Origin of the sequence: Rufibacter tibetensis (assembly GCF_001310085.1) — a bacterium.
Lineage (GTDB): Bacteria > Bacteroidota > Bacteroidia > Cytophagales > Hymenobacteraceae > Nibribacter > Nibribacter tibetensis.
The window spans coordinates 4670339-4693630 of record NZ_CP012643.1 but is presented as its reverse complement, the minus strand read 5'-3'; the positions used below and the strand labels follow the sequence as shown (position 1 = coordinate 4693630).

At 40.4% G+C, this 23292-nt stretch carries 36 protein-coding genes; 31 read left to right on the top strand and 5 right to left on the bottom strand.

All coding sequences use genetic code 11. From position 1 onward, the window contains the following. Positions 1-74: 74 nt before the first annotated feature. Complete coding sequence (locus DC20_RS19415) at positions 75-593, bottom strand: L,D-transpeptidase family protein (protein WP_218918718.1); 519 nt, start codon at positions 591-593, stop codon at positions 75-77. Positions 594-949: 356 nt separating this feature from the next. Here DC20_RS19415 and DC20_RS19410 point away from each other — a divergent pair, with 356 nt between their 5' ends. Together DC20_RS19410 and DC20_RS19405 are read left to right on the top strand one after the other, a co-directional pair. Beyond that, the gene (locus DC20_RS19410) at positions 950-1132 is read left to right on the top strand and encodes a hypothetical protein (protein WP_157593292.1); all 183 of its coding nucleotides are present in this window, start codon (positions 950-952) and stop codon (positions 1130-1132) included. A 124-nt stretch (positions 1133-1256) separates the two neighbouring features. After that, positions 1257-1577, top strand: coding sequence for a hypothetical protein (locus DC20_RS19405; protein ID WP_157593290.1), 321 nt, complete (start codon positions 1257-1259; stop codon positions 1575-1577). Here the strand turns inward: DC20_RS19405 and DC20_RS19400 are convergent. Next, positions 1571-2515, bottom strand: a complete 945-nt coding sequence (locus DC20_RS19400) for a DNA cytosine methyltransferase (RefSeq protein WP_071885513.1) — start codon at positions 2513-2515, stop codon at positions 1571-1573. The two genes, DC20_RS19405 and DC20_RS19400, sit on opposite strands and share 7 nt — an antisense overlap. A gap of 69 nt (positions 2516-2584) precedes the next feature. Between DC20_RS19400 and DC20_RS19395 the strand changes: the two genes are divergently transcribed. After that, entirely contained in the window at positions 2585-2824 is a 240-nt protein-coding gene (locus DC20_RS19395; protein WP_062545355.1) for a hypothetical protein, read from the top strand. Positions 2825-2911: 87 nt separating this feature from the next. Here the strand turns inward: DC20_RS19395 and DC20_RS19390 are convergent, their stop codons facing one another. After that, a complete protein-coding gene (locus DC20_RS19390) occupies positions 2912-3484 on the bottom strand; it encodes a recombinase family protein (protein WP_062545354.1) in 573 nt (190 codons plus the stop codon). 651 nt (positions 3485-4135) lie between these two features. Between DC20_RS19390 and DC20_RS19385 the strand changes: the two genes are divergently transcribed. The 15 genes from DC20_RS19385 to DC20_RS23120 all read left to right on the top strand — a co-directional run bounded on the left by DC20_RS19385 (position 4136) and on the right by DC20_RS23120 (position 12538). Further along, positions 4136-4726: a tetratricopeptide repeat protein gene (locus tag DC20_RS19385; RefSeq protein ID WP_062545353.1), complete on the top strand. Its 591-nt coding sequence runs from the start codon at positions 4136-4138 to the stop codon at positions 4724-4726. 383 nt (positions 4727-5109) lie between these two features. Continuing rightward, positions 5110-5559: a DUF4265 domain-containing protein gene (locus DC20_RS19375; RefSeq protein WP_062545351.1), complete on the top strand. Its 450-nt coding sequence runs from the start codon at positions 5110-5112 to the stop codon at positions 5557-5559. Positions 5560-5663: 104 nt separating this feature from the next. Then, positions 5664-5804, top strand: coding sequence for an Imm53 family immunity protein (locus DC20_RS23715; protein WP_083470386.1), 141 nt, complete (start codon positions 5664-5666; stop codon positions 5802-5804). Between the two features lie 57 nt (positions 5805-5861). Next, positions 5862-6344: a hypothetical protein gene (locus DC20_RS19370; protein WP_062545350.1), complete on the top strand. Its 483-nt coding sequence runs from the start codon at positions 5862-5864 to the stop codon at positions 6342-6344. Positions 6345-6409: 65 nt separating this feature from the next. After that, positions 6410-7012 (top strand): hypothetical protein, encoded by a 603-nt coding sequence (locus DC20_RS19365; protein ID WP_062545349.1) that lies wholly within the window; start codon positions 6410-6412, stop codon positions 7010-7012. 108 nt (positions 7013-7120) lie between these two features. Next, positions 7121-7573, top strand: coding sequence for a DUF4262 domain-containing protein (locus DC20_RS19360; protein ID WP_062545348.1), 453 nt, complete (start codon positions 7121-7123; stop codon positions 7571-7573). A 99-nt stretch (positions 7574-7672) separates the two neighbouring features. Further along, complete coding sequence (locus DC20_RS19355; RefSeq protein ID WP_062545347.1) at positions 7673-8209, top strand: hypothetical protein; 537 nt, start codon at positions 7673-7675, stop codon at positions 8207-8209. A 182-nt stretch (positions 8210-8391) separates the two neighbouring features. Further along, a complete protein-coding gene (locus DC20_RS19350) occupies positions 8392-8778 on the top strand; it encodes a hypothetical protein (RefSeq protein WP_157593288.1) in 387 nt (128 codons plus the stop codon). Between the two features lie 147 nt (positions 8779-8925). Next, positions 8926-9144, top strand: a complete 219-nt coding sequence (locus tag DC20_RS19345; RefSeq protein ID WP_157593286.1) for a hypothetical protein — start codon at positions 8926-8928, stop codon at positions 9142-9144. A 123-nt stretch (positions 9145-9267) separates the two neighbouring features. Further along, positions 9268-9744, top strand: a complete 477-nt coding sequence (locus DC20_RS19340; RefSeq protein WP_062545344.1) for a hypothetical protein — start codon at positions 9268-9270, stop codon at positions 9742-9744. A 107-nt stretch (positions 9745-9851) separates the two neighbouring features. Next, entirely contained in the window at positions 9852-10580 is a 729-nt protein-coding gene (locus DC20_RS19335) for a hypothetical protein (RefSeq protein WP_062545343.1), read from the top strand. A gap of 27 nt (positions 10581-10607) precedes the next feature. Further along, a complete protein-coding gene (locus DC20_RS19330) occupies positions 10608-11084 on the top strand; it encodes a hypothetical protein (protein ID WP_062545342.1) in 477 nt (158 codons plus the stop codon). A gap of 274 nt (positions 11085-11358) precedes the next feature. Next, on the top strand, positions 11359-11535 hold the full coding sequence (locus DC20_RS22960; RefSeq protein WP_157593284.1) for a hypothetical protein: 177 nt from the start codon (positions 11359-11361) through the stop codon (positions 11533-11535). A gap of 72 nt (positions 11536-11607) precedes the next feature. Beyond that, positions 11608-12018, top strand: coding sequence for an FEKKY domain-containing protein (locus tag DC20_RS19325; protein WP_062545341.1), 411 nt, complete (start codon positions 11608-11610; stop codon positions 12016-12018). A gap of 154 nt (positions 12019-12172) precedes the next feature. After that, positions 12173-12538, top strand: coding sequence for a DUF6970 domain-containing protein (locus tag DC20_RS23120; protein WP_169788206.1), 366 nt, complete (start codon positions 12173-12175; stop codon positions 12536-12538). Between the two features lie 90 nt (positions 12539-12628). Here DC20_RS23120 and DC20_RS19315 read toward each other — a convergent pair whose 3' ends face one another. Continuing rightward, positions 12629-12877 (bottom strand): hypothetical protein, encoded by a 249-nt coding sequence (locus tag DC20_RS19315; protein WP_157593280.1) that lies wholly within the window; start codon positions 12875-12877, stop codon positions 12629-12631. A gap of 705 nt (positions 12878-13582) precedes the next feature. Between DC20_RS19315 and DC20_RS19305 the strand changes: the two genes are divergently transcribed. From DC20_RS19305 to DC20_RS19250, 11 genes are all read left to right on the top strand, one after another. After that, a complete protein-coding gene (locus tag DC20_RS19305; protein ID WP_071885512.1) occupies positions 13583-14236 on the top strand; it encodes an ATP-binding cassette domain-containing protein in 654 nt (217 codons plus the stop codon). Between the two features lie 83 nt (positions 14237-14319). Next, positions 14320-14808, top strand: coding sequence for a hypothetical protein (locus DC20_RS19300; protein ID WP_062545336.1), 489 nt, complete (start codon positions 14320-14322; stop codon positions 14806-14808). A gap of 93 nt (positions 14809-14901) precedes the next feature. After that, positions 14902-15282, top strand: a complete 381-nt coding sequence (locus DC20_RS19295) for a hypothetical protein (RefSeq protein WP_062545335.1) — start codon at positions 14902-14904, stop codon at positions 15280-15282. A 268-nt stretch (positions 15283-15550) separates the two neighbouring features. Beyond that, positions 15551-15952 carry a hypothetical protein gene (locus tag DC20_RS19290; protein ID WP_062545334.1) on the top strand — a complete coding sequence of 134 codons (402 nt, stop codon included), beginning with the start codon at positions 15551-15553 and terminating at the stop codon, positions 15950-15952. 67 nt (positions 15953-16019) lie between these two features. Further along, positions 16020-16478, top strand: a complete 459-nt coding sequence (locus DC20_RS19285) for a DUF4279 domain-containing protein (protein ID WP_062545333.1) — start codon at positions 16020-16022, stop codon at positions 16476-16478. A 14-nt stretch (positions 16479-16492) separates the two neighbouring features. Next, positions 16493-16894 carry a hypothetical protein gene (locus DC20_RS19280; RefSeq protein ID WP_062545332.1) on the top strand — a complete coding sequence of 134 codons (402 nt, stop codon included), beginning with the start codon at positions 16493-16495 and terminating at the stop codon, positions 16892-16894. A 761-nt stretch (positions 16895-17655) separates the two neighbouring features. Beyond that, positions 17656-18087, top strand: a complete 432-nt coding sequence (locus tag DC20_RS19270; RefSeq protein ID WP_062545330.1) for a hypothetical protein — start codon at positions 17656-17658, stop codon at positions 18085-18087. Positions 18088-18183: 96 nt separating this feature from the next. Further along, positions 18184-18927: a hypothetical protein gene (locus tag DC20_RS19265; RefSeq protein WP_157593278.1), complete on the top strand. Its 744-nt coding sequence runs from the start codon at positions 18184-18186 to the stop codon at positions 18925-18927. A gap of 99 nt (positions 18928-19026) precedes the next feature. Continuing rightward, complete coding sequence (locus tag DC20_RS19260; RefSeq protein WP_062545328.1) at positions 19027-19533, top strand: DUF2004 domain-containing protein; 507 nt, start codon at positions 19027-19029, stop codon at positions 19531-19533. A gap of 89 nt (positions 19534-19622) precedes the next feature. Next, positions 19623-20150, top strand: a complete 528-nt coding sequence (locus DC20_RS23260) for a DUF6980 family protein (protein ID WP_218918717.1) — start codon at positions 19623-19625, stop codon at positions 20148-20150. 72 nt (positions 20151-20222) lie between these two features. Beyond that, positions 20223-20561, top strand: coding sequence for a hypothetical protein (locus tag DC20_RS19250; protein WP_062545327.1), 339 nt, complete (start codon positions 20223-20225; stop codon positions 20559-20561). A 138-nt stretch (positions 20562-20699) separates the two neighbouring features. Here DC20_RS19250 and DC20_RS19245 read toward each other — a convergent pair whose 3' ends face one another. Further along, complete coding sequence (locus tag DC20_RS19245; RefSeq protein ID WP_062545326.1) at positions 20700-21758, bottom strand: IS110 family transposase; 1059 nt, start codon at positions 21756-21758, stop codon at positions 20700-20702. Between the two features lie 269 nt (positions 21759-22027). Between DC20_RS19245 and DC20_RS19240 the strand changes: the two genes are divergently transcribed. Further along, positions 22028-22852, top strand: a complete 825-nt coding sequence (locus DC20_RS19240) for a hypothetical protein (RefSeq protein ID WP_062545325.1) — start codon at positions 22028-22030, stop codon at positions 22850-22852. An 81-nt stretch (positions 22853-22933) separates the two neighbouring features. After that, positions 22934-23263 (top strand): hypothetical protein, encoded by a 330-nt coding sequence (locus DC20_RS19235; RefSeq protein ID WP_157593276.1) that lies wholly within the window; start codon positions 22934-22936, stop codon positions 23261-23263. Positions 23264-23292 lie beyond the last annotated feature (29 nt).

Here is a 23292-nt window from a genome sequence, read left to right as displayed (position 1 = left end):
TTGATGTTATCGCCTTTGGTTCTGAGTTTGCTGGCCAAATCCTCCATAGTGGCTAGATGATTTGTGTTATTATTTCATGGTTCAATAAGTATAGGCGTACCCAATGGAACTGAGCTATACAATTCATCAACCTCTTCATTGGTGACAGCCATACAGCCTTGTGTCCAGTCCATCAACCTGTGGAACTTGCCTACAAATCCAGTTCCGTTACGAAGGCCATGTATTTTTATGGCTCCACCCGCAGGCTTGCCTAGCATCTTGGCCTGCCTGATATCCTCAGAATCAGGGTAGGAGACCCCCAGGTTCTTGTGGTATCCGCTGTTTGGGTTCTTATCGTTGATAGTGTAACTACCTTCTGGGGTCCTGGAATCACCTTCATATTGCTTGTCTCCCTTTGGGTTTCTGCCTAAAGAGATTGTATAGGTTTTCTTGAGCTTGCCATTGGAGAAGGCTAGAAGCTTTCTCTCGGATTTAAGCACTATAAGTTTATCTATGGTGGTGCCTTCAGGTTTTGGTTCTGGGTAAAAGTAGTAGGCAACAAGTCCTGCAAGGAGAGCAAGGAATATCAACCCTGATGTTTTCCTCATTGCCATCGGCTCATGGGTGGCTGTTCAATCGGTTTTCATGCAAGAAAAGCTATAAGCCAGTTTGTTAAATATGTTGAAAATACAATATAGTAACAAATTCTTAGCCAAGGAACAGTGTGAACCATGAAGTAGCTAAACCGAATCAAGAATGCCCGCAGTATCTTGGCTTGACAACCTGAAATGAGCTAAGCTTGACGTTCTCTACTTTCACGAATATATTTTAGGTGAGAGGATTAGTAGAAAAATCATGGCTCCTTCTTTTTTACTCTATCTATATAAAGTCGTTTTCGGTGGATTAGTGGAGAAGTGGAGAAAAGCGGTTTCAAATATTGATATATACCCTAAAAGAAAAGAATATCTATATGATGAACCGCTCAGTAAAAATCACCGATGCAACGGACGAGCATCTTGAGACGCTCAAGATGCTTTTGTCCAGAAAAGTGAAGAAGAAAGTCACCAAGGGTCAGATAATCACCTGGTCCTTGAAGACGCTCACGGATAAACTAAAGGCTATGCAGGAGGGGAACGAAGATGGAGAAGCGTAGGAAACTGAAACTTGAAAACAAAACTTTCGGTGAATTCTATAGTGACTATTCCGAGTTACCTAGTATTCCAGGTATCGTTGAGCAGGACGGTTTTCTGCTCGCCTTACCAGAACCCTTGGAGATAATGGGCATAGACGGTCTGTACAGGGTAGAGGTAGTAGGGCAGCTGGGGAGCTGCGATTGCGTCTACCACATCGTTGCTGACAGTGAGGACTACGAGTTTGCCATGTACCAATTCTTGGAATCAGACAGTTGCGTTATCCCGCAAAGCATTAATGTGCTTTTGGTTTACTTTGACGGGCAGCTCGGGGTGTACACCACCATGGGGGTGAAGGTCAAACTAGAGATGATAAAGGTAGATTTTGAGATACCCAACGATTCGGGCGAGGTAAGCCATTATGTGATGCAGTTCCAGGAATTCGTGCTGAAGCCAACGAGTTACTGAAAGCAGCCATTAGCTACAGTGTCACAACTTATACCTGTGAAGATGTGGGAGATTACGGGCACGGTCCAGGCATTGCCTATGAGTTTGTACCGCTGGTGGTTTGGAACGCCCTCAGTATAGCCGACAGGTATACCCTGAAGTCTCTCCACCTCCGCACAGGAAAGTCTGGTAGTATAAGGTTTTAGAAGTTGGAGGCTGTAGTAGTTTCGCTCAAGTCCTTTATCTGGGTAGATATCTACTTGGATTCTGTCGTGCAGGTAATACCTGCTGCCGTTCTTTTTGACGGGGTGGATGAATTTGAGCTGCCTCTCGCTGTTGATGAAGTAGTTCTGGACCGTGGCATTGCCGTAGGTGGCGGTGATGCAGAAAGACTTCTCCTTCTCGGTATAACCGCTTTCAAGTATTTCCTGCAACCTTATCCCTTTGTCAGCGGGTTGCTGTACGTTTGCGATGTTGGTCCAGTAGAGCCTTGCCCTGTTCTGTGCGGTCACCAGGGCAGAGTTTATCTCGATGGGTTCAACACCTAATATACCGCTGATTACATCCTGGTGCTTTCTGTTCATCTTCACGTTCTCCATCAGAAACAGGGGGGCTTTGGTTTCTTTTAGAAGCCGCTCAAACTCATGGAAAAGTTTGCCCCTGCTATCATCAAAGTTCATCTGATTGCCACGCTTTGAAAAAGACTGGCAGGGAGGTCCGCCAATAACCAGGTCTATCAAACCTGTATCAAACGTTCCAGTCTCGGTTATCAAACGACCGTCTTTGAAAGACACCTTTGATACGTCACCAATATGGATTGTGTCAGGGAAATTCTTCTTTGATACATGAATGGCGGCACTGTCTATTTCGCTTGCGAAATATCTGTTAATCTTGATTCCCGATGATTGCAGGGCGAGCCTGCCGCAACTGATGCCATCAAACAAACTTAGAACGTTCAACTGATTCAGCTTTTGATTAAATATGTTATCATTGCATAAATAATCAAAATAAAATATAGAAGCAAAGCTATGGGTAAGACAACGGATATTGATGTGATTGTACAGACCCTGAAGGAAGCGCAGAAGAACAAGGATTTGCTGGAGGCCATGATAAGCCAGCTAGACAAGTTCGTCAACAACCAGCGGATTGTGCTGAATGAAATAGAAATCCTTATTGCCAACGCTAAGAACGGTGAGCTGGAGAAGAAAAGCGGGCGGGGAGGCTACCGAGGCAGAAAGAAAAAAGAAGGAGAAACACCTGAACAGTGATAATATTTTTAGAATAGGGGAGAGGCGGCATGTTAAGTGTTGCCCCTCCTTCTGATACGACTGCCATTGTTGATATTGCACCTTTTATCAATTGATTTCTAAATTTCGCGATTCGCTTTTCACATAGCTGTAAAGAGTAGGCTTTGAAATACCCATCATCTCACAGATAGCATCTATTGAATGGTGTTTCTCATTATAAAGACGAACAGCGAGCTTTCTCTTGTCCTCGTTCATCTTCTTTGGGCGACCACCCACACGACCCCTAGCTCTGGCAGCAGAAAGACCAGCCATTGTGCGTTCTTTTATAAGGTTCCGCTCGAACTCAGCCATGGAGGCGAAGATGTGGAATACCAGCTTTCCTGTGGCGGTGCTGGTATCTATGGACTCCTGCAAACTTTTCAGGGCTATGCCTTCGCTCTCCAGGTAGTTCATCCAATCTATAAGGTCTTTCAATGACCTGCCTAATCTATCCAACCGCCATACCACCAAAGTATCCCCACGTCTCAGAATCTCCTTCACCTTAGTTAGAGCAGGTCTCTCCGTGACAGTACCTGAAATCTTATCGGTGAATATTTTTTCGCACCCAGCAAGAGAGAGCGTGTCGTGTTGCAAATCAGCATTCTGAAGAATTGTGGAAATCCTGGCGTAGCCTATTAGCATAAAGAGGGATTTAGTTAAATATCTCGTTATGCAAATATATAAAATTACTTTGAATATTTAACTGAGTTTCTTTACTTTTTGAAGTGCCATTGCTGCAAACCAGCGTCTATCGTGAAAAGAGGGTAGGGGAGTAGGGTATACATTCGTTTCTTTAACTAAGCTTTAAGTTCTTATTCAGCTTTTGAAATTGATTCAATCAGGAAAGTAGTGCCCAGTTCAACTAATGTTTGATAAGACAAGCTATTATCTAGCAGATTCCAAATCTATCCGCTTATATCCGTAACTATTCGGATATACCCGAATAGTTACGGATAAATATTAGTTACTTTAATCTTCAGGTGTGCCAAGTTCCACGACTGAAACCGCTCATGAAAGAGAATCCATGCCTCTTGGATTAAAGAATGAAGTATAATAATCATCATGGATTTGTTTGAAGCTCAGCTTATATGTGATAAGTGCAAGAAAATGGGTGTGAGAAGGTATATGATTAAGGAATTTACATATATTGTATAATCATATATTGTATGGTAAGGGTACATAGATTAGTACATACCCACTCAAACTTAGGTTTGAAAAGGATAGATAGACTTCCATCCATAGTGCCAATAACCGTAGTTGTTCCATATATCCCGTAGTTGTGCTAAATTAAAAATGAAAATACGAATCCTATGCCTATTAATAATAGGTGCCATTTTAAGCTGTAATGACGAATCTGTCAAAGTGGAGGATAATGTCCAATACCATGATGCTGATGAAGAAGTGGCAGGCAGTTTTGAATGGGATAAGCATCCAATACTTCAAGAAGCCATAAAATTGCTGAAAGAAGGTAAAATCCCTGAAGCAATGCAAAAATTCAACCTAGCAGAGAAAAAGTATGGCGGCAATATACAATTATACTTAAATAGAGGTGTCGCCTATCAACGCTTAGGAGACAACCAAGAAGCTATAATTGATTTTGGCAGATGTCTTCAAATCGATGAAGACTATATTCCTGCACTTCTAAACAGAGGGTTAGCATACGCTCATGCATACCAATTTACATCTGCATTAGAAGATTTTAATAGAGCCGTTGAAATCAAACCTACTTTGCCTGAAATTTATGCGAATAGAGCAGTGGCATACCATGGTATGGGTAGAACCGCTTCAGCTTGCAGAGATATAGAAAAAGCAGAGCAATTGGGAATGAAGGAAAAGTTTGGTACCGAAGTTATTAGCAAGATGAAAGAAGATTTTTGTGAATAACTTACCACAACAACACCTAAAAAGCATTAAAACGCTTTTTAGCCAAAACGTTATGGGTAATTTGAAAGTAAAAAATGATAGTTTATACTTCATATGCATTCTGGCCATCTTTTAAGCATACTGTGTATTCCTCTTGGAATCTTTATCCTGATAAAGCACAAGTTTTGGAAATATAATTCTTATGAAACTTTATTTTGGACAGGGGCGCGCAACTTTATAAGTGGTCTTATTTTCTTGATGATAGGAGTTTTTGGGATTTATGATATAGTAGTTAAGCTATTTAAGTGAGGGATAATAATCATGGAAGAACAACTACCCATAACAACACCTATACAGCAGCTCTGCCGCTGCATAGCCAAGTACGTTAGGGGCAATAAATAATAATGAAAGAGAAATCAGAAGAATACATAAAAGTTTACTTTGAGTTCTTCAACGACATTCTCGACGAGGATTATATAGAGAGTGTTTGGGCGGCTGTAGAGGACGAGAAAGAAGGCCTTTACAAATTGAAGAACATACCCTTTTTTGTGAAAAGCTATTCCAGCGAAGACATAGTTCACGCAGAATTGGAAGATGATAGATTAGTTGTAAAAGGACTTGTTAAAGAATCAGGAAACAGCACACTTCAAGTATTCTGTTATAAAGAAGAAGATGTTGAAAAGGTGCGGAATCGGCTGAAAGATTTTGGATGCGCTTCTGAATTAAGTCACCTTTCTAAATACTTTTCAGTTGACGTTCCCTCTAACGTAGATTACAATCCTATTAGAGAATATCTAACTGAATTGGAACAACAAGAAGTTATTGGATATAGTGAGGCTTGTTTGGCACATTAAAAAAATAAAAATTACTGCCCCTAACATTGTGTAAACACCATGCCACGGCCGACGGCCTAGCACGTTGTTTACACGAGTCCGTTAGGGTTAATTAAAATAAAAAGATGACCAAATCTCTACTAGAGCGGATACAGGATTGGTATAGGAACAACTGTGATGGGGATTGGGAACATGGCTTTGGAATCAAAATCACAACGGTTGACAATCCTGGCTGGTCAGTTGAGATAGAGCTACAGTGCCAATAAGCGGAACTGCTCCTTATATACAGTAGTTGTATGAAATTATAATAATTAAAATAAAAAATGAGTAATATAGGAAAGAGCAAATTAGGATTTTATGAAAAAAAGATAATCTCTAATTACATAACAGATGAAAATGGTATTGATTTAGAAGAGATTGGAGAAAAAACTACAGAAATCAATATCCCTATAAACATTGCGAGAAATGACTTTCTCAGCATCAGAAAGCTGTCATATGAAATTAATGAGGTAACTAACTTCCTAAAATCAAAACAACTCGAATATAGAGAAACAGGCTATGACAGAAGGTTGCTTTGGTTCAGAGTAAACGTGATAGACCAAGCCATAAACCAATATTTGGGTATTGGATACATAAATATTGAACAGAGTTGGTTAAAGTTCATAATTCACTCATTAAGTCATGATAAGGCAGACCAAGGTGGAGATGGGATATTTGCCATAATAGACGAAGATTTTCATTGGGCAGTGAGTTTTACACTCTCACAACAAGATTTAAGCCTTTCTATTCAAAAGTTTGAGAAATAACTCCATACAACAACACCTTCACGGCAGTTTCGCCACCGCAAAGCCAAGTACGTTACTACTCATAAATGAATAAAAAATTGAGCCTCTTTCTGGCCGCTTTAATTCTCTTAATATCAAGCTGCTCTGATGGCAGGACCAAAACAGAAACATCTGTCGTTGAATCCAAGGAAAGCCCTTCAATCAACCCTGAGAGGGAGTCCAAAGAACAAACTGCCACAGAAAGCCTAAAACCCTTATCGGAGGTAAGGGAACAGATTATAAGAGGCGACTATAAGCAGATAGATGAACTGATTACCCAAGTCAATTCTTACACCTCGAAAGACACCGTCCAAATGACAGCAGGGCAGAGATTAAGTTTCCCCCAGCCAAGCAAAGAAATTCTTGTAGACTTTCTCAAGTCAATTAATCTGGACTCACTGAAAGATAACAAGGAGTTTGAGAAGAAATATTCCTTTGATTCCGCACCTAAAGGATACAAACCAGACAGCAACGAGTGTCCAGACGGACTTACCTTAAGCCTTCGAGAAAACGCCAGTGAGTTCGCTCTCTCCATAGATAATAGGTTCTTGGTTGACGCTGACATTGGATGCGCAGAGTCTATGACTATTTACTATTTATCAGTAGAAAGAGAGAAATTACTTTTAAATAGTTTAGACTACGCTGGATAAAAATACATGTGCTAACAAGGTATAAACGTCACCTCGGCCGACGGCCTTCGCCATCGTTTATACTAGACGTTGTGCGTAATGAATAAATTTATGAAGTAAGGTTAAGAAATGACAGACGAGCAAATAAAAGAATATTTTGAAAAGCTAAATAACAACATAAAAGAATACGGTTACCATGTGACCAATATCTTAGAAAGCGACTCTCCAGGATTTTGCTACTCAACAGGGATTTACCAGACTTATAAAATTCCAGAAATATTTATTTCGTCTCTACCCAAGGGACTTTGCTCTGAAATTATTGAAAACTATGTTGAAGCATTTAAGGACGGGAAAGAAATTTCTCTGAATGAAAAACTTAACTTTTTGACAGATAGATTTCCTGTTTACCTTATCGACGTTCCAATTACAAATTTAAAAGAGTATGTTCTCTCAAGCATTAAAATTTATGGAGACAAAGAATTTAAATACTTGCAAGTGATTTACCCCGACATTGAAGGGATTTTCCCAAATGAAGCTGGATATGATTATGACCAAGATATAATGGGAGCGTTAAAAAAATAAAAAATCACTCCGCACAACATTGTATAAAAATCATGCTTCGGCCGACGGCCTCGCACGTTTTTTATACGAGACCGTTGTAGTTAATTTTGAATAGGAAAATTGGACAAAAAACAATCAGACCTGAAAGATAAGTTATACTGGAAATGGTTCTTTGGCGTGACCATTTTCACAGGGATGATATTAATGGTTCTCCAGATAGATATTTACAGAAGCACGATTATTGACTCTACTATTCCGCTTTCAATCATACTTGGTGTTGGAGTTCTAACTTATCTACTTCTACAGAGAAAATATAAAGAAGTCTATAACGTAAGAGGGTTCTTTTACCCATTGATGCAGAGCCTTCTCTCTTTCGGATTCATAGCTTGCTATATCTTCATGGCAGGAAACTTCTACTTGGCTGGAAGGGACTCAAAGCAATTCACCTTCCCTATCAAAGAAAAGTCCTCGATGCCAGGAACGTCTAACAAAAGTAAAAGAATGCCATTGGTCAGATTTGATTACTTCGGGGAAGAGAAAGAGTTGGTTTTCGGCTACAGCAGTACTGCCAAAGTGGAAGAATCGGATTTTGTCACCTTGACAATAAAGAAAGGGGCATTTGGCTTTATGGTGCTTGAAAGTTATAATGTGAAATAAAAAAACTAACTACAACACTGTATAAAAGTCAGCATCGGCCGACGGCCTCGCCGTCTTTTATACTAGTCCGTTGTAGCACATTTAAAATATAAAAATTGCCTAAGCGAAAGAACCTTAACGGATTGCCGAACTCATTAACTCAGCAGTATTTCAGTACCTTGTTCTACTACAACAAAGGGTACATGGCTGACTGGATATGGTGTGCGGCAACTGAAAAGGGAATAAATGAGCTATCGTTGGACTTATTTACTGGTACAGTAAATCCACTAGATTTAGATATTAAACCAATTACAATATGGTTCCAAAGACTCAGGGAAACTATCAGTAGGACGTTGGAGAGCGAAGGATTTGAGAATGACTTTATCACAGAAGCGAAGTTTGATATTTTCATTTCCAAAAAGTTCAGAGAACAAAAGCTCCTGACTTGTACAGCGACCTTGAAGGACAAAGAAGGTAGGGAATATATTGGTAGAACTTATACTGAACAGGCATACGAAGATAATCTGCACGTATTTAAGCCGACTTTGCTGGAGAAAATTAAAAAAGTATTCATCAAAATAAACTTTTAGAAAAACGTGCTACAACACTGTATAAAAATCATGCTACGGCCGACGGCCTTGCACGCCTCATGCACGATACCGTTAGCCTTAACTAAAATAAATAGAAATCAAACTGATACTTACAAAAGTCATCAGAAAATCAATAACTCGACAACAATGAATAGAAAAGCCAAGCTAAGTCTAGCATTCGGAATCTTTATGGCATTTACATTAACGATTAATGGATTTATAAAGGGAGAACTCGAAACCTCCGAAGATATAAAAACGCACTTAATAGCAGTTTTAGCGGCTGGAATTGCTTGTGGCGGATTGCTTTACTTTTTTGTTAAAGATTCGCAAGTGGACAAAATATGGGGAAAAGAAAAAGAAGAATAACTTCACACCTCCTGTAAAAAATAACTAAGGCTAACGGTTAGGCTAAACGTCATCTCCAGCCGACGGCGACAGCCGTCGTTTAGCCTAACCGTTAGGTGAGAAGAGAGTTAATGAAAATAAGCTTTGACTAAAAAATTATTCATCGGTGCTTTTTGCTTCTTTTGGATAGGTAGCTGTACTCAGGAGCAGGAAAGGAAGGACTATGAAGTTCAGGAAAATGAGTTAGCAAATTTTTCAGTAATAAGCCCCGAGCTTTATCCTGAAGAAAGATTAGAAGTGAAGTTAAACGGGGAGTTAGTTGTAGAAACTGGGATTAACACTAGTTGGACTCATTCATTCTGGAAGCACTTTTACTATCCTGACAGTATCAAACTCATTGAAGTTTCCATATACTATAAAGGAGAAAAGAAACTAGAGAAGGTGTATAGAGATACACTAATGACCTCAAATAGCCGAAGCATTATTGTTTCTCGAACCTTTCCAAAAGGAATAACCAAAGAAAACTATAAACAACATGGCTTTGTGCCTATGGATTCTGCTGATAGGAAAATCACGTTGGTAGATGATTCTGTTCACTATAAAAATACCTGGGTATACTAACTTAAAAAAGGAGAATCTCCACACCTAACGTCTAGTGCATAAGCCATGCTTCGGCCGATGGCCTAGCCGCCTCATGCACTAGACGTTAGCCAAAATTAAAATCATAAATGAAAGGGATTGTAAGCATCATTTTATTAAGCATTTTATATTCATGTTCAGATACTAAAGAGAACAATCAAGTTTCAGATACTAGTGCAGATGCTGATACAACAAGTCTGATTACCTCAATTGACTCAGGTAATTTCATAAACAAAGTTGAACACACCAATCCGACTACGCCTATTGGAATTACTGATTTAAAAGGCAAAACATTTGTGCTGGGAGGTGGAATTGACGAAAACGTTTGTGAAATAGCAGAGGCATGTGATTGCTGCAACGCTGACTTGATGTTCATAACAGAGAATCAGTTTGTGTCCGATGACCTCTGCGAAGGACATTACGTGAGAAGGGGAACCTACAAACTAGAGGGGAATAAAATAACATTGGAGTTTGGGGCTAAGTTAGTGAGCTATCACCATAACGAAGAAAGCGAGACTAATCCTAATGCACCTGAAAGTGTTTTAGAAGAAGAGAGCAAGCCTATTTCAAAGGAGACCTACACCATTGGTAACTGCAAAGAATTTACCATTATCACCAACAATGGCAAAAGTAAAGACATAGCCTTTCCTGTAGGCATTTTTAAAAGAGGATTCTACAATCAAGGGAAAGATTGGTGTAATCAAGCAGATTGGTGCCTGGAAAATGCTGGGGTTAAAATAACTTTGGCTAACAAGATACATAAGCCATGCTACGGCCGACGGTCTAGCACGCCTCATGCACGAGGCCGTTGTTTGTAACTCTATAATTCAAAGCCAATAGATAAAGTGAATAAATTCCTACTTCTCCTACTTATATTGGTTTCATCGATTTCTTTTGCTGCGTTGGCTCAAAAAAGAATTGACAAAGCAGTAGAAATATATCAGGAGAAGTTTTTTTTATCTCTAATCATTACCCAAGATTCGAATAAGGTTGGTGGTTATCCTGTTGGTAATTATTATGATTTTGTAGGAATAACACGTAATGGGGTCACCCAGATAGGCGGAACAAATCATCCAGAACTAATAATTGGCTTTCTAGTTGGACAAGGAATGAATATAGAAGAGTCTTGGTACAGAGAACCTTTAACAAGATGTGACTATGCAGAAGTAATGGTTCCAAGTTCATTAGCCATACGAGTTAAAAGCAATGCCCAAGAAGGTTTACTGAAAAAACTGGGATTTAGAAAAGTAGAAAAACCGCGTGATGGTTGCCCAAATGGCAGTGTGGTGCATTACGATTTTAGAATCTCTGGGAAAAAATAGAAAAGCTACACACAACAACACCTATAGCGCATTAAAAAGCGCCATAGCCTAGTGCGTTGGGTAAAACTTGAATCATTGAATCCTTTATGACTGAAACTCAAATTTTCTTCATTGATATAATCAGGCTTGTTCCAGATGGGGCTGTTTGTTTCATTCAGGCTCCATCCATTAGTAACACGGAATTTCACAAGCTAATGGAGCCAAGTAAGTTTTTTATTACCAACAAGTAATCTTAACACCTGCAAATAAAGAACGTCTAAGTGACCTTGTAAGAATGGAACAAGTTGAAGAAGAGTTTCAAAGCCTAGAAATAAGACAAAAGGGCAATTTGCTTTTTGAGGGGTTTGATGGGATGGAAATTGGTACCGCTTCGAAAGAAATGAACCTGCCACTTTCATTTGTAAGTAAGTATGTAGATAGCGGGATTTGTGCGATTTCCAAAGAATGGTAAAGCTTTGCACAACAAGACCTATAGGTTAGCTGTGCCGCCGCATAGCCAAGTGCGTTGTACCGTATTTAAATTATGAAATATCTTTTCCTAGCAGGTTTATTAATCTTAATCTCATTTGTGGGTTTTGGGCAATCAAGAAAGCTGACTGACGCTGACATCAATAATAGTGGTGCCATTAAGTTAGTGTTTGTTACTACGGTTGATGAAGCTCGAGAACTTGCAGATAAGGATATTAAGAATGATGTGCCATTTCTTTTGCTTCGAAGTGGAATAGCACCAGTAGTTTATAGTACTGATAGCACTTTTGAACGCAAGTATAATGTCTTCTACTTAGAGGATGGCTGTACAGGTCCTGAATATACATTAACGGAAGAATATAACTTCGTAATCCTTGACCACCTGCAAAAGGCTTACGGAAACGACTGGAAAAGGAAAGTAAGGAAAGATGTAATGGGATATAAAAATTGGAGAAGCAAGAAGTAAAAAAGCTACAACCGCACCTATGCGGCAGCTAAGCCATCTTTTAGCAAGGTTCGTTTCTGAAGAAAATATAGTATTTCACTAGGCAACCTTTCAGGCACCGAAGGGGTCACTTGATTAGCGATACCGTTATCGTCTTTTCCACTAATCGATTTACATGAGAAACCCCTTAAAGCTTATAAAGCTTACCCTACCACTTTGTGCTATTGTATTCTCATTGGTATTCAGCGGCTGCGAGCTGGTTGAGATAGAGAAAGGGGTTCCGAGGTGCGTTGAGAAAAGTATAAAGCGGTTCAGCAAGACTGCATGCCATGATGATGGGGCTAACGTGATGGAATATTCTTTCCAGGGAAAAACAGTGTATGTCTTTGACATGGGAACCTGCGGGGCAGACCTATCAAGCCAGGTAATCGATTCGGAGTGCAACGAATTGGGGAGACTGGGCGGGATTACGGGCAACACCCAGATAGGCGGGGTGGAGTTCTCAACCGCCACTTTTATCAGAACAGTCTGGCAGGATTAGGCAAAGGTCAGCCGTTGAGGTGAATCTTCTTAGGCAATGAAAACGGGGTAGATTACCATATAAGAGTCTAGTAGGTTCTTCCTGGCCTGTTTAGCTTTTGCTTAGCAAGTACTCAACCAGCCCCCTGTCCGTCTTGACAGGATTGCCGTTGCCATCCACTACCTTTTGGCCTCGGTAGTCATAGTAGGAGAGGGTTTCAACGCCCGCACTGCTGTCCGTGATTACCTTGACTGGGTATTCCACGTTGTTCAGTACCAGGATATGGTTGTACTTGTCCAGCCGTTTTACCTCAATCCTTAAGGACACTGATTCCCCGTTCAACGTGACATTCTTTTCCATGGCAATACCTATTATGGTTATTGAACCAAGGTAAAAAATTGGCACCTTCATTCAAAAGGTTAAGCCAATGCCTTTCTCCTTCAAGGCTAGTCCATCAGTGGTAAGGATATTGTTGATATTGTCTTTGTTATTTCAAGCCTAAATAAGCCCTGTTTCCCTTATTGCATTTCCAGTTTGCAGCTTCTTTTTGTCCTACGTGAAGACTTGCCTAAGCATAAGGTTTAGGTTGTAGGTTATCACAATCTTTACCTATATTGGAATATCAAAATACCTTGAAAGCGGAACAGATAATCGCTCCTAACTATCCATATCCACTTGGGAAAAGGAGTGTGTGAAAGCTGCATCCATAGTGCTAAAAAAACTATTTACTCCGTTTACCTTATAATTGGCAGCAGGCAAAATGAGGTTCACTAAATCAGTCCGATTAATATGGACTTTCTACACGGCCTTTGCCGCTCCATCCATGGTGATAACCTTGGCTTGCCTAAGTCTGAACATAGAGTCTGGTTTGCGGATATACCCGATAATCTTCTGGTTCAAGGTAGCGACCCTTGGCGTGATGTTCCTGTCTGTGAACAGTTACAAGAGGCATGAGTATTTCTATTACCTGAATCTGGGCTTTTCCAAAGTAAACCTATGGACCTCGACCCTCTCATTTGACTTTTTGGTTTTCCTGTTCCTTAACTATCTACCCTACTAAATCGAATGGTTCACAGACTAGAGGCAGACAGCATCCTGTTGGAATTAGGAGGGCGTAGGATTCTCTCGGACATCTACCTGAAATGTGAGACAGGCAGGATAACTGGTCTGTTGGGCAGAAACGGGCAGGGAAAATCCTGCCTTATGAAAGTGATTTATGGCAGCCTGGAATGTGGCCAGTCAGTCCGTTTTGACGGTGTTTTCCAAACAGCGGCATTCAAGCGGCCTGATTTACTGCTTTACCTGCCTCAGTTCAACTTCATACCTGCTTGGCTTTCCCTGAAACGGGTGTTCAGTGACTTCGGCCTTGAGTATGCACCTTTCGAGAAGAGGTTCCCAGAGTTTAACGGCAGACACAATTCATCGATGAAGAGTCTCTCGGGGGGCGGCCGTAGGCTGGTGGAGATTTATGCCATCGTAAAATCCAAGTCGCAGTTCGCCATGCTGGACGAGCCTTTCACCCATCTGAACCCGATACAAATCGAGAAAGTGAAGGAGTTTTTGCTCGAAGAGAAAAGCAACAAAGGGCTGTTGCTCACCGACCACATGTTCAGGCACATATTGGACATAAGCGATGATATGTATCTGCTTGCTGATGGCAGTATCCATTCGGTGAAAAGCACGGAAGAGATAGAAACGCTGGGATATGCCAGATTATAACAACTACTAACAACAGCAAAAAAGCATCCATACGCTTTATAGCCCGACCGCTATAGCCATTTTTAGGAGGACAGTACATCGACATGAGCGGATTAAGGAAACACAGAGGACTTAGAAGATATTATAGAAATCTTGCAACTGGAAACGACCTTGACAAAGCGACTTGGCTGGACTTTGACAATCCCGAGACCTGGTTAGACAATTGGCATCTCCACTTTGACTGGAAAGGTTACGGCAATGACAGTTTCAAAAGAAGAAAACCCCACCTAGACAAGTTGTTTAGACACTTTGACTTACTCGTTGAAAAGACAAGAAAATTAAAAACTGACTTTCAACTCTATTCCATTATACTAGACTTTGACAGTTATAGTGACGCATTATTCTTGCATACACCTAATCCAAACAACAGTCAATTTCCGTTTGAGATTTCAGATTTGCAGTTAGCAACAACATTGACAAATAACCAACTGAATGATTACATCAGTAACTTGGATGGCTACGAAAAGCTATATGGACAGGCTGACGAAGCCTTCTGTTTGTTGTTCAAGAAAAATGTGGGAACACCTTTTTGACAGAAAATAACGCACCATAACAAGGTGCATAAGCTATGCTTCGGCCGACGGCCTTCATACTGTTAATGCTATCGCTGAGCCTCCTTTGTAACCATGAAGAAAATACTGAATCTCTTGCCATTCATGTTCCTTTTAATCTCCTGCTCAGAAAACAAGAAAGGGTATCACGAGGAAGATGAAATGTTCATTCTGCTGACCGATTCAATCTCCCCCGATAAAAAACACAGGATAGTAGAGTATCAGTTTGACCATGGGGCGCACGGCTACTCACGTGTATTCTGGGCAATAGCACCGACCAGCAAAGAAAAAGTTAACCTGAGGGATTACAATCTGCCCGATGGCTACAAATCTAAGGGGTGGACGATTGGCAATGAGGCTGTCCTTGAGAAATGGGAGCCATATTACTACAAGGAGGAAGAAGTCCTTCTGAAATCAGGTGACCAATACAAAGGTGTAACCCTTCAACTACGGTAAACCATAGAGGTGCTTGCTCCTAGGTAAAGGCACCATAGCAGAAAAATATCCCTTCTCTCTGGGTAGGCATGGGTGAATAGGGGCGTTTGGGTGAAACCATATTCCTGATATTGCCAATATTGTTCGTGTTGTTTTAGTCCATAATTTGGCTCATTTCCATCGCAGTACTTACCCTTGCTTCAGTTTCACTGGTTTCAAAGGGAGGACATTTTCAATAGAAGGATTTTAGAATACAGTAGTTAAGCAACATATAAAACAAACACATGAAATGAAGGGTACATTTAAGATTTTGATAAGTGGATTTTTAGCGGTTGTTATACTCGATACATTAGGTTCTATTGCTTCAAGGCAGTTTGCTTTCAATTACGGTTTACTATCTCCATTTTCATATCTTATATATGGCACAGTTGCTTATCTAGTGACAAGGGTGTCGAGATTTAGCAAAGGGGTAGTATATGCTGTTTTCATGGGATTCTTTGAGGCAACCATAGGTTTATTAATTTCTACCTATCTTAAAGCTAATATTGGTACAGACTATGAGATGACTGTAGCTTTTTGGGTAACGGCAGTAATTTTCAATTCTTTACTCGCTGCATTAGTTGGTGCAATGGGTGGTGGGTTTGCTAAAAGAAAAAACAAAAACAGAGCAAAGACCCAACAAGGTGCCTGAGCCATGCTACGGCCACATCGCCTCTGCTTTTACGAAACAGTTATTTACTTTACCAACTAAATTATTGATGACGGTTAACCAGAATATAGTTGAGTTGAAGGTCTTTGACTTTGATGTAGCGCATCAGGAAATAAGCACCCTGCTTGGTCTTAGCCCTTCCATTTTCTGGGTCAAAGGGGAGGAATACACCTTTGGAGGCAATTATAACCACAAGAAAATCAGGGAGAACAGCTATTGGGAATATAGGTCAACCGAATACGGCAACGGTTGGATTGGTACCCAGGTCGAGAACTTTATAGAGGAAATCATTTCCCCAAGGGTGGAGGTGCTGAAAGATATGTCCAGTGAATATCACATGGAGCTTTCTGTTGTGCAGTACATGTATGACGGGTGCAACCCTGGACTGTATTTCAAGAAGAAGTTCTTGAATATCCTGAATGAGAGCGGGCTTGAGTTGAACATTGACATATATGTGCTGGGTCAACAAGGTGATAAATATTTAGAAAGCAATAAGGTGCTACCATAGCCTTTACTGTAGCTATGAAACAAAACAGAATAGATAAAATGGGGTGGAGGCTTTCCTTTTTGATTTCATTAATTCTTGTATTTGCCTTTGTGATAATAGGTCAATGGGCATTGCTTAAAGAATTCCCAGATGTGGTAGTAAATTATCCGAAGTATCAAAAGAGCGGAGTAGCGACTCTTGGATATTCTCTCAACAAGTACATCGGCCAATGTTTATTCTATCTTTTGGGTTTCACAATCTTTATTGCTTCCATTGCCGCTTTTATAAGGAGAAAAGAACTTAGTAGAAGGTTGTTCCTAATTAGTGTTATGTATTTCCTGGTTTTTATAGCCCTTGAGTTTCCTCTATATGGATGGGATATCGGATGGGAAACAGTTCATGGACACTCTTTTTGGAAAGGCTTTCATTTTCATTGAAGTTTATTCCCTAAAACAATAATATTAGAAAAGTAACTTGTCCAGCTTTGTGTAAATGCCCACCACGCACGCTGTTTATACGATAACGGTAAAGGAAATATTAAATCAGAAAATGAATATACAAGAAAAGAAAAGACAGAGGTTCGAGTTCTTAAGTCAGCTTTACGAAGTCACTAGTGGAAGTAGCTCTTTTAATGCGAGGACTAGTAGTAAAGAAATTGGGAAAATATTGAATCTCAATAGAGAAACAATAGACCGTTTCCTTAACTAAGCTTTAAATTCTTGTTTGGCTTTGAAATTGATTAAGTCAGGGAAGTGGCTCCTTCAACTCAGGTTTGTTTAGGCAAGCTAATAATAAGCAGATTTCGAATCTATCCGCATATAACCGCTTATATTCGGATTTACCCGAATAGTTACGGTTAAACCTTTATCACTTTTACCTTCAGGTGTGCCAAGTTCAAAGATTAAAACTGCTCATAAATGAGAATTCATGCCCCAGGGATACAAGAGTATAGTATTACAAGCATCAATGAATTGATTGAAACTCAGCTTATATGTGATAAGTGCAAGAAAATGGGTGTGAGAAGGTATATGATTAAGGAATTTACATATATTGTATAATCATATATTGTATGGTAAGGGTACATAGATTAGTACATACCCACTCAAACTTAGGTTTGAAAAGGATAGATAGACTTCCATCCATAGTGCCAATAACCGTAGTTGTTCCATATATCCCGTAGTTAGCGTGTATTTAAAATATGAATATTAGAATTACGATTGCATTTATACTTGTAATAGCAAATATTTTGTTTGCTCATTCCTTTGCACCGACTGGAATGATGCTTACACCAGTTCTACTAATAATTGTAACGACATTAGTTTGCTTTAAGGTCACATCCATAAACCCAATACCATTATCTTTAATTACTTACGGGCTAATTGCTCTACATGACATTGGCATAAAGCTGTATTCAGGGGGAAGCCACGACAGTCAGGGGCTTGGATGGGTTCATTTGCTACTATTCCTTGGATTGGTACCATCATACGTGATTCTGGTTAACTCAATTTTTAAGGACAAGGAGCTAAATCGGATAGAGAAATTGACTGCTGTATTCCTGTTCCCTGTACTAATTGCTGGGCATCTGTTATTGTTTGGCGACTTAGGCTTAGGTCTCTATTATGACATATAAAAAAGGTAGAAAAACACCCGCTAACAAGGCATAAACGTCAGCTTCGGCCGACGGCCTTGCCGTCGTTTATACAAGCCGTTGTGCATAATATAAGATATGAAAAAAATAGCGACTTTAATATTGTCATTGTGCTGCTTGACTGGCTACAGCCAAAGCATAGAAACCATTACGAAAAAGGTGTCAGACAAAATTTGCGACTGCATTAAGGACGACTTAACCTCTTATTCGGAGATTAAGCCTGAATTTAATAGATGCTACGACAAAGAGTTTAATAATATTTTTAGTATAGTAAATTCAGAAGAACAAAAAATATTAACACAACCAGGTGCATTAGAAAAGATAAAAAGTGGCATAGTTTCCACCCTCAACAGCAACTGTGACAAAATCAAAAAACTTATCCAATCAGAACTAGACAATTCCGTTGAACCCGCTGCAAAAAGTAGAGCTATTCCTTGCCCGACTAACTTTACAGGAACAGATGCTGTCAAGATGGGAAAACGAAGCGGGGAAATAATTGCATTTAATGGACTAGTGACTCAAGTTTACTCTGCCCATAATGGCAAACCTTATTATGAAGTGAAACTAGAAGGAGGAAATACCATTTGGATAGCTTCACTTGTAACAAGCGGTTATGAAGTAAAGGGCAACATCCTAAGAATATTAGGCTATGTTGCAAAAGCTGAAAATGATGAATTTGCCGCTAAACATAATAAGGCTGACTATCACATATTAGCATTTTGCATAATTGACTTGAAGACAAAGCAAATGGCGATGCTTCCTGGGTCTGAATTACAAGTTAAGCAATGGGTGAGTGGAGAAATACCGAAAGCTGAAAAATAAAAATACTATGCACAACATTGTGCAAACACCATGCGTCGGCCGACGGCCTCGCACGCTGTTTGCACGAGACCGTTAGGTGTGATTTTAAAAACTAAATAGATGAAAAATTCATTACCATATTTTAAAGAAATAGACCTTTCTTCCTTGGAAGAATATTATCATGTTGAAACAATACTGAATGCTGATATAATAAGTATCGATATTAATTTTAAAGGAAAGTCAACGGATGAAAGAACTTATAAAAGTATTAAGACTTTCCTTGAGAACATTAGTGAGTTTAGTGAACAGAATAAATTCCTAATTGAAAACGACTTCAAAGAGAATGGTGAAGCTTTTGATTATATCAACTTCCATCTTGAAGAATTAGACGAGGACGAATTGTCTAGGACCATCAACATTGATGACGCTAACACTTCAAAAGAAAGGCAACTTCTCGATAAATTAAGATTAGTAAGAGTTGGATTATACCCTGATGGGAAATATGAAACAGATTACTTTGGAGTTTTCGACTACTCAATCGACATTGATGGGGAACCTAGTAACCAGCTTTTAGTTGTTAAAACTAATGCAGAAGGTGAGCTACACCATATAACTTGGGAAAGTTAAAAAAAACCACAGCTAACAACGTGTAAACGCCAATTAGGCCGAAGGCCGTCGCCGCCGTTTACACAAGTACGTTAGCACCAATTTAAATAATGAATTTTGAAACTATATATAACCAAATAAACCAGCTATTCCCTGAACAGCTAGACATAAGCGATGGAAGGTTTGTTCAAGGTGCAACTGGCTTCCACTCACAAAACCTAATAGATATATGGAACGCTGCTGAGGAAAAATCTGAAAGTACCGCGGAGGGTTATTTTATATGGACTATGTATTGTTTGCTACACCAAAAAGCCAAACAAGCATTTAGAAAAGGGGATTTCACGATAAAAATAAGCGACTTTACAAAGGAAGATATAAGAAGGAAGTACGATAAAGTACTGAAAGAGGCAGAGTCAAAAAGAAGAATTAAGTCTTGTTGCAGAATGATGGCTTCACAGTTTAACAAGAAATGTGAAATCCATGATTCAGTATACGACTGCCCAGATGTAATACTTGATAGAGATGAACAAGGAAGCCAATACAGGATATTAATTCATGATGGAGGCACTTCAGGAATATCTATTAAGTTCTGTCCTTGGTGCGGAAAAAAAATAAAAACAGGTGCTAACAACACCTAAACGCCAGTCTCGGCCGACGGTCTTCGCCGCCGTTTACACGAGACCGTTAGCTGTTATTGAATAAAATTGAAAATGAGTGAAAAGTTAAAATTGGTTTTATTTAACATTGGATTAGTCATTACTATAATTGGAACACTTTATTGGTTCATGGAAAGAGGTGATGAGAAACACAAAATAAGAATTAACACAGTCAATAATAACTATGAATACTCAAAAGGCATTATAACGGACATTCATTATTACAAGGGACGGACGATACAAGTTAAATACAAAATTAGTGAGAAGGTGTATGAGGCTACGCTGGGTTGGAACAAAAATCCTAAAGACCTTGATGAAGGCGATTCTATTAGGATTAGGTATTCAGTAGAAAAGCCTGACCTTATAATATCAGAGTTAGAAGAAGAGTATTAGAAAATATCATAAAAAAGAACAACAACAGCTAACGGTTAGGCTAAACGCCAGTCTCGGCCGACGGCCTCGCCCGCCGTTTAGGTACTGTGTCAAAAGTCAAGTTTATCTAGACAAACTAACTTAGGAAGATGTCAATTTTTAAATTGCCTCTATCCTGTGCAGCAAGGGTTTCGGCCCTTGCTGTTTTTTTATTTCAAATAGCGGGTCGTAGTACTCATTTCTCTTGAACAGACTGTACATGAGCAGCAGCAGTTTTCGCTGTACCGCCACCAGGGCCACTATAGGCTTTGCCTTGTTGGGCTTTAGCCGGGTGTAGAACTGCCTCAGGGTCGGATTGACCCGCACGGCCGTCATGGAAGGCATGTGGAGTATGCTCCTGATGTGGCTGTTCCCTTTCTTGCTTATTTTGGTGTCGCCCCGGAAAGCGCCGGATTCCTTCAGCACCACATCATACCCGGCATAGCTTGCCAGCTGCTTTGCGCTGGTGATCTCGCTGAAGCCGCAGGTCTCCCCAACCACCGTCGCCGCCGAGATGAAAGATACCCCCGGTATGCTTTCCAGGCACTGGATCTTCCCGGCCAGAGCTTTATCCTGCGCTACCAGCCCTTTCATCTCCCCCTCGATTTCCTGGAGCTGCGCCTCCACCAGCTTCAGCCGCTTTGCCTGGCGCTTTACCTCCCGTGGGTTGCCGTAGGCAGAGGCTTCTATTGCGTGCAGCCGGTTTTTTTCCACGTTTTTCTCCTTGAGCAGGAAGGAGCGCTCCCTGCTCAGGGCTTTCAGGTGCCGCAGCGTCCCGTCCGGTGGGGACCAAGGCGTCAGTTTCCGCTCGCAGCCCAGCATGGCCAGCATCCGGCTGTCCAGGGCGTCCGTCTTGGAGCGCTGGCTCAGGCTTTGGGCGTAGCGCTTTACCCGTCCTGATTGCATCACGCTGACGGCATATCCTTTCTGGTGCAGGTACAGCGCCAGGGCCTCATGGTATACCCCGGTGGCTTCCATCACGACCACCAGTTTCTCCTTGTGGACTTCGAGCTTGGCTAGCCATTTCTCCATTCTTTGGAAACCTTTGGGGTCATTGGCCACGTCACCACCGGCAACAAACTGCTTTTCCAGATCCTGCGTCAGGGTGCCCAAGCAAAGGGAAAGAGAGTCTTTGGCCACGTCTATTCCCAGGGCCTGCTTTAGTACATGTGGTTTCATTGGCGTACATTTAAAACCGGTAACTCTCTTTATCGCCTTTGCTCGCTTTTGATTCGGTCTCGTTGAAATGGACCCAGGTACTGTCCAGGCTCTAAGAAAGTTGATAGAAGGGTGGAGATTCTAAACGACGACATCATCGATATGTGTCTGGCCAAGTACACCCTATCCCTTCTATCTGGTTTTTGGTTTATTGTTAATTCGTTTCCTTTGCCTAATTTAATCAACTGCCGCTAACATACGAGCCCAGTACGTTAGGTGTAAGTTAAAGAATGAAAAAACTGGATATAGATTCGGCTGATTGGATTTGGAATGGCATACTCCCACGAAAGCCAGAAAACTTTGAGGAAGAGGGAGTAACCATAGGAAACTGCGTGCCTCCCATTTTTGAGGCTTATTGTAAGGTATTCCATCCGTTCGAAGTCACGGCTGATGAGCCAGACACTTTAGAGAATCACATAGAGTTTAAGGAAATCCTCTCAGAAATTATCACCTTCAACTACAAACAAGGTACCCAAAAATCAACTGACCCTTGGGAAACCAATAGCGGGAGGCTAGGAAGGTTGAACCAAAAATTATGGATGACAGACCCTAATCTAAAAAAATGGGAATATGTAACATGGCAGAGTATCGCGGAGAAATACGGGTTGAAATTTCACAATGAAATTAACCCAACCAGCTTTGAAGCCCTATTTGAGGTTATTGGGTACCCACGGAACCTCTGGTTCCCGAAAGGAGGCTATCTGCCACGACCCGTTTTTATTAAGCTGGTTTCGGTTTTACGCGCTGCAACCGACACCGAACAAGTTTGCGTCTACCAGATACCTCCAAACAACATCAATGAAATGGAACTTGTGGTGTGTTCCTTTGAAGAAGCCATCACTTACTTCAAGGAAGATTTCATAGGTTACCTTTATGCTATGGATAAATCATGGATTGTCTATACAGACACGGACTTACACTTCACCCTGGCAGCGGGTGCAGTCTCCGTGATTAGCGCCATCATGAATAGCGAGTTAGAGGCGATAAAGTGCGAGTCTGACACCCGCGTAGACTATTCAAGCGATAAAGTAAATAGAAAGAAAATCTACACCTAACATTGTACATAAGCCATGCTACGGCCGACGGCCTTCCACGCCTCATGCACTAGACCGTTGGTGGTAACTAAGATAAAGACAATGAATCTCGCAGATTTAGTTAAGTATTTACGTAGTGAGGCATGCTTGCAAAAGCTTTATCAAGAGAAAAATTTAGATGATGAATCAGAAGCAATCTTTGCTTATGCGAAGGGAGAGTTAAGTATTCAATCAGAAGTCTGTTTCTTTCCTATCGAAGATGTAGATGATGATTTAGTATTTGAAATAGAAGGAACTAAATACTATCATTTATTCGAAATAGGTCATGGGGTAGAAATCTACTCATATTTTGAAGACGAATTTGAAAAAGGAAATTATTCTGAATTGGGTAAGGCTAAAAGACTTTTACAGTATTTAGTAAATGATGCTTGATGCCCTTATTATAAGAATAGCTTCCACCA

Bases quoted from the DNA above. Each gene is read 5' to 3' on its own strand.
- DC20_RS19295 (WP_062545335.1), top strand. From the start codon at position 14,902: ATGAAGAAAATACTGAATCTCTTGCCATTCATGTTCCTTTTAATCTCC.
- DC20_RS19305 (WP_071885512.1), top strand. From the start codon at position 13,583: ATGGTTCACAGACTAGAGGCAGACAGCATCCTGTTGGAATTAGGAGGG.
- DC20_RS19360 (WP_062545348.1), top strand. From the start codon at position 7,121: ATGACAGACGAGCAAATAAAAGAATATTTTGAAAAGCTAAATAACAAC.
- DC20_RS19260 (WP_062545328.1), top strand. From the start codon at position 19,027: ATGAAAAATTCATTACCATATTTTAAAGAAATAGACCTTTCTTCCTTG.
- DC20_RS19395 (WP_062545355.1), top strand. From the start codon at position 2,585: ATGGGTAAGACAACGGATATTGATGTGATTGTACAGACCCTGAAGGAA.
- DC20_RS19390 (WP_062545354.1), bottom strand. From the start codon at position 3,484: ATGCTAATAGGCTACGCCAGGATTTCCACAATTCTTCAGAATGCTGAT.
- DC20_RS19335 (WP_062545343.1), top strand. From the start codon at position 9,852: ATGAAAGGGATTGTAAGCATCATTTTATTAAGCATTTTATATTCATGT.
- DC20_RS23715 (WP_083470386.1), top strand. From the start codon at position 5,664: ATGACCAAATCTCTACTAGAGCGGATACAGGATTGGTATAGGAACAAC.
- DC20_RS19300 (WP_062545336.1), top strand. From the start codon at position 14,320: ATGAGCGGATTAAGGAAACACAGAGGACTTAGAAGATATTATAGAAAT.
- DC20_RS19235 (WP_157593276.1), top strand. From the start codon at position 22,934: ATGAATCTCGCAGATTTAGTTAAGTATTTACGTAGTGAGGCATGCTTG.
- DC20_RS23260 (WP_218918717.1), top strand. From the start codon at position 19,623: ATGAATTTTGAAACTATATATAACCAAATAAACCAGCTATTCCCTGAA.
- DC20_RS19245 (WP_062545326.1), bottom strand. From the start codon at position 21,758: ATGAAACCACATGTACTAAAGCAGGCCCTGGGAATAGACGTGGCCAAA.
- DC20_RS19350 (WP_157593288.1), top strand. From the start codon at position 8,392: ATGGCTGACTGGATATGGTGTGCGGCAACTGAAAAGGGAATAAATGAG.
- DC20_RS19285 (WP_062545333.1), top strand. From the start codon at position 16,020: ATGACGGTTAACCAGAATATAGTTGAGTTGAAGGTCTTTGACTTTGAT.
- DC20_RS19365 (WP_062545349.1), top strand. From the start codon at position 6,410: ATGAATAAAAAATTGAGCCTCTTTCTGGCCGCTTTAATTCTCTTAATA.
- DC20_RS19370 (WP_062545350.1), top strand. From the start codon at position 5,862: ATGAGTAATATAGGAAAGAGCAAATTAGGATTTTATGAAAAAAAGATA.
- DC20_RS19280 (WP_062545332.1), top strand. From the start codon at position 16,493: ATGAAACAAAACAGAATAGATAAAATGGGGTGGAGGCTTTCCTTTTTG.
- DC20_RS19345 (WP_157593286.1), top strand. From the start codon at position 8,926: ATGAATAGAAAAGCCAAGCTAAGTCTAGCATTCGGAATCTTTATGGCA.
- DC20_RS23120 (WP_169788206.1), top strand. From the start codon at position 12,173: ATGAGAAACCCCTTAAAGCTTATAAAGCTTACCCTACCACTTTGTGCT.
- DC20_RS19415 (WP_218918718.1), bottom strand. From the start codon at position 593: ATGGCAATGAGGAAAACATCAGGGTTGATATTCCTTGCTCTCCTTGCA.
- DC20_RS22960 (WP_157593284.1), top strand. From the start codon at position 11,359: ATGGAACAAGTTGAAGAAGAGTTTCAAAGCCTAGAAATAAGACAAAAG.
- DC20_RS19385 (WP_062545353.1), top strand. From the start codon at position 4,136: ATGAAAATACGAATCCTATGCCTATTAATAATAGGTGCCATTTTAAGC.
- DC20_RS19240 (WP_062545325.1), top strand. From the start codon at position 22,028: ATGAAAAAACTGGATATAGATTCGGCTGATTGGATTTGGAATGGCATA.
- DC20_RS19250 (WP_062545327.1), top strand. From the start codon at position 20,223: ATGAGTGAAAAGTTAAAATTGGTTTTATTTAACATTGGATTAGTCATT.
- DC20_RS19290 (WP_062545334.1), top strand. From the start codon at position 15,551: ATGAAGGGTACATTTAAGATTTTGATAAGTGGATTTTTAGCGGTTGTT.
- DC20_RS19325 (WP_062545341.1), top strand. From the start codon at position 11,608: ATGAAATATCTTTTCCTAGCAGGTTTATTAATCTTAATCTCATTTGTG.
- DC20_RS19410 (WP_157593292.1), top strand. From the start codon at position 950: ATGATGAACCGCTCAGTAAAAATCACCGATGCAACGGACGAGCATCTT.
- DC20_RS19375 (WP_062545351.1), top strand. From the start codon at position 5,110: ATGAAAGAGAAATCAGAAGAATACATAAAAGTTTACTTTGAGTTCTTC.
- DC20_RS19270 (WP_062545330.1), top strand. From the start codon at position 17,656: ATGAATATTAGAATTACGATTGCATTTATACTTGTAATAGCAAATATT.
- DC20_RS19265 (WP_157593278.1), top strand. From the start codon at position 18,184: ATGAAAAAAATAGCGACTTTAATATTGTCATTGTGCTGCTTGACTGGC.
- DC20_RS19405 (WP_157593290.1), top strand. From the start codon at position 1,257: ATGGGCATAGACGGTCTGTACAGGGTAGAGGTAGTAGGGCAGCTGGGG.
- DC20_RS19315 (WP_157593280.1), bottom strand. From the start codon at position 12,877: ATGGAAAAGAATGTCACGTTGAACGGGGAATCAGTGTCCTTAAGGATT.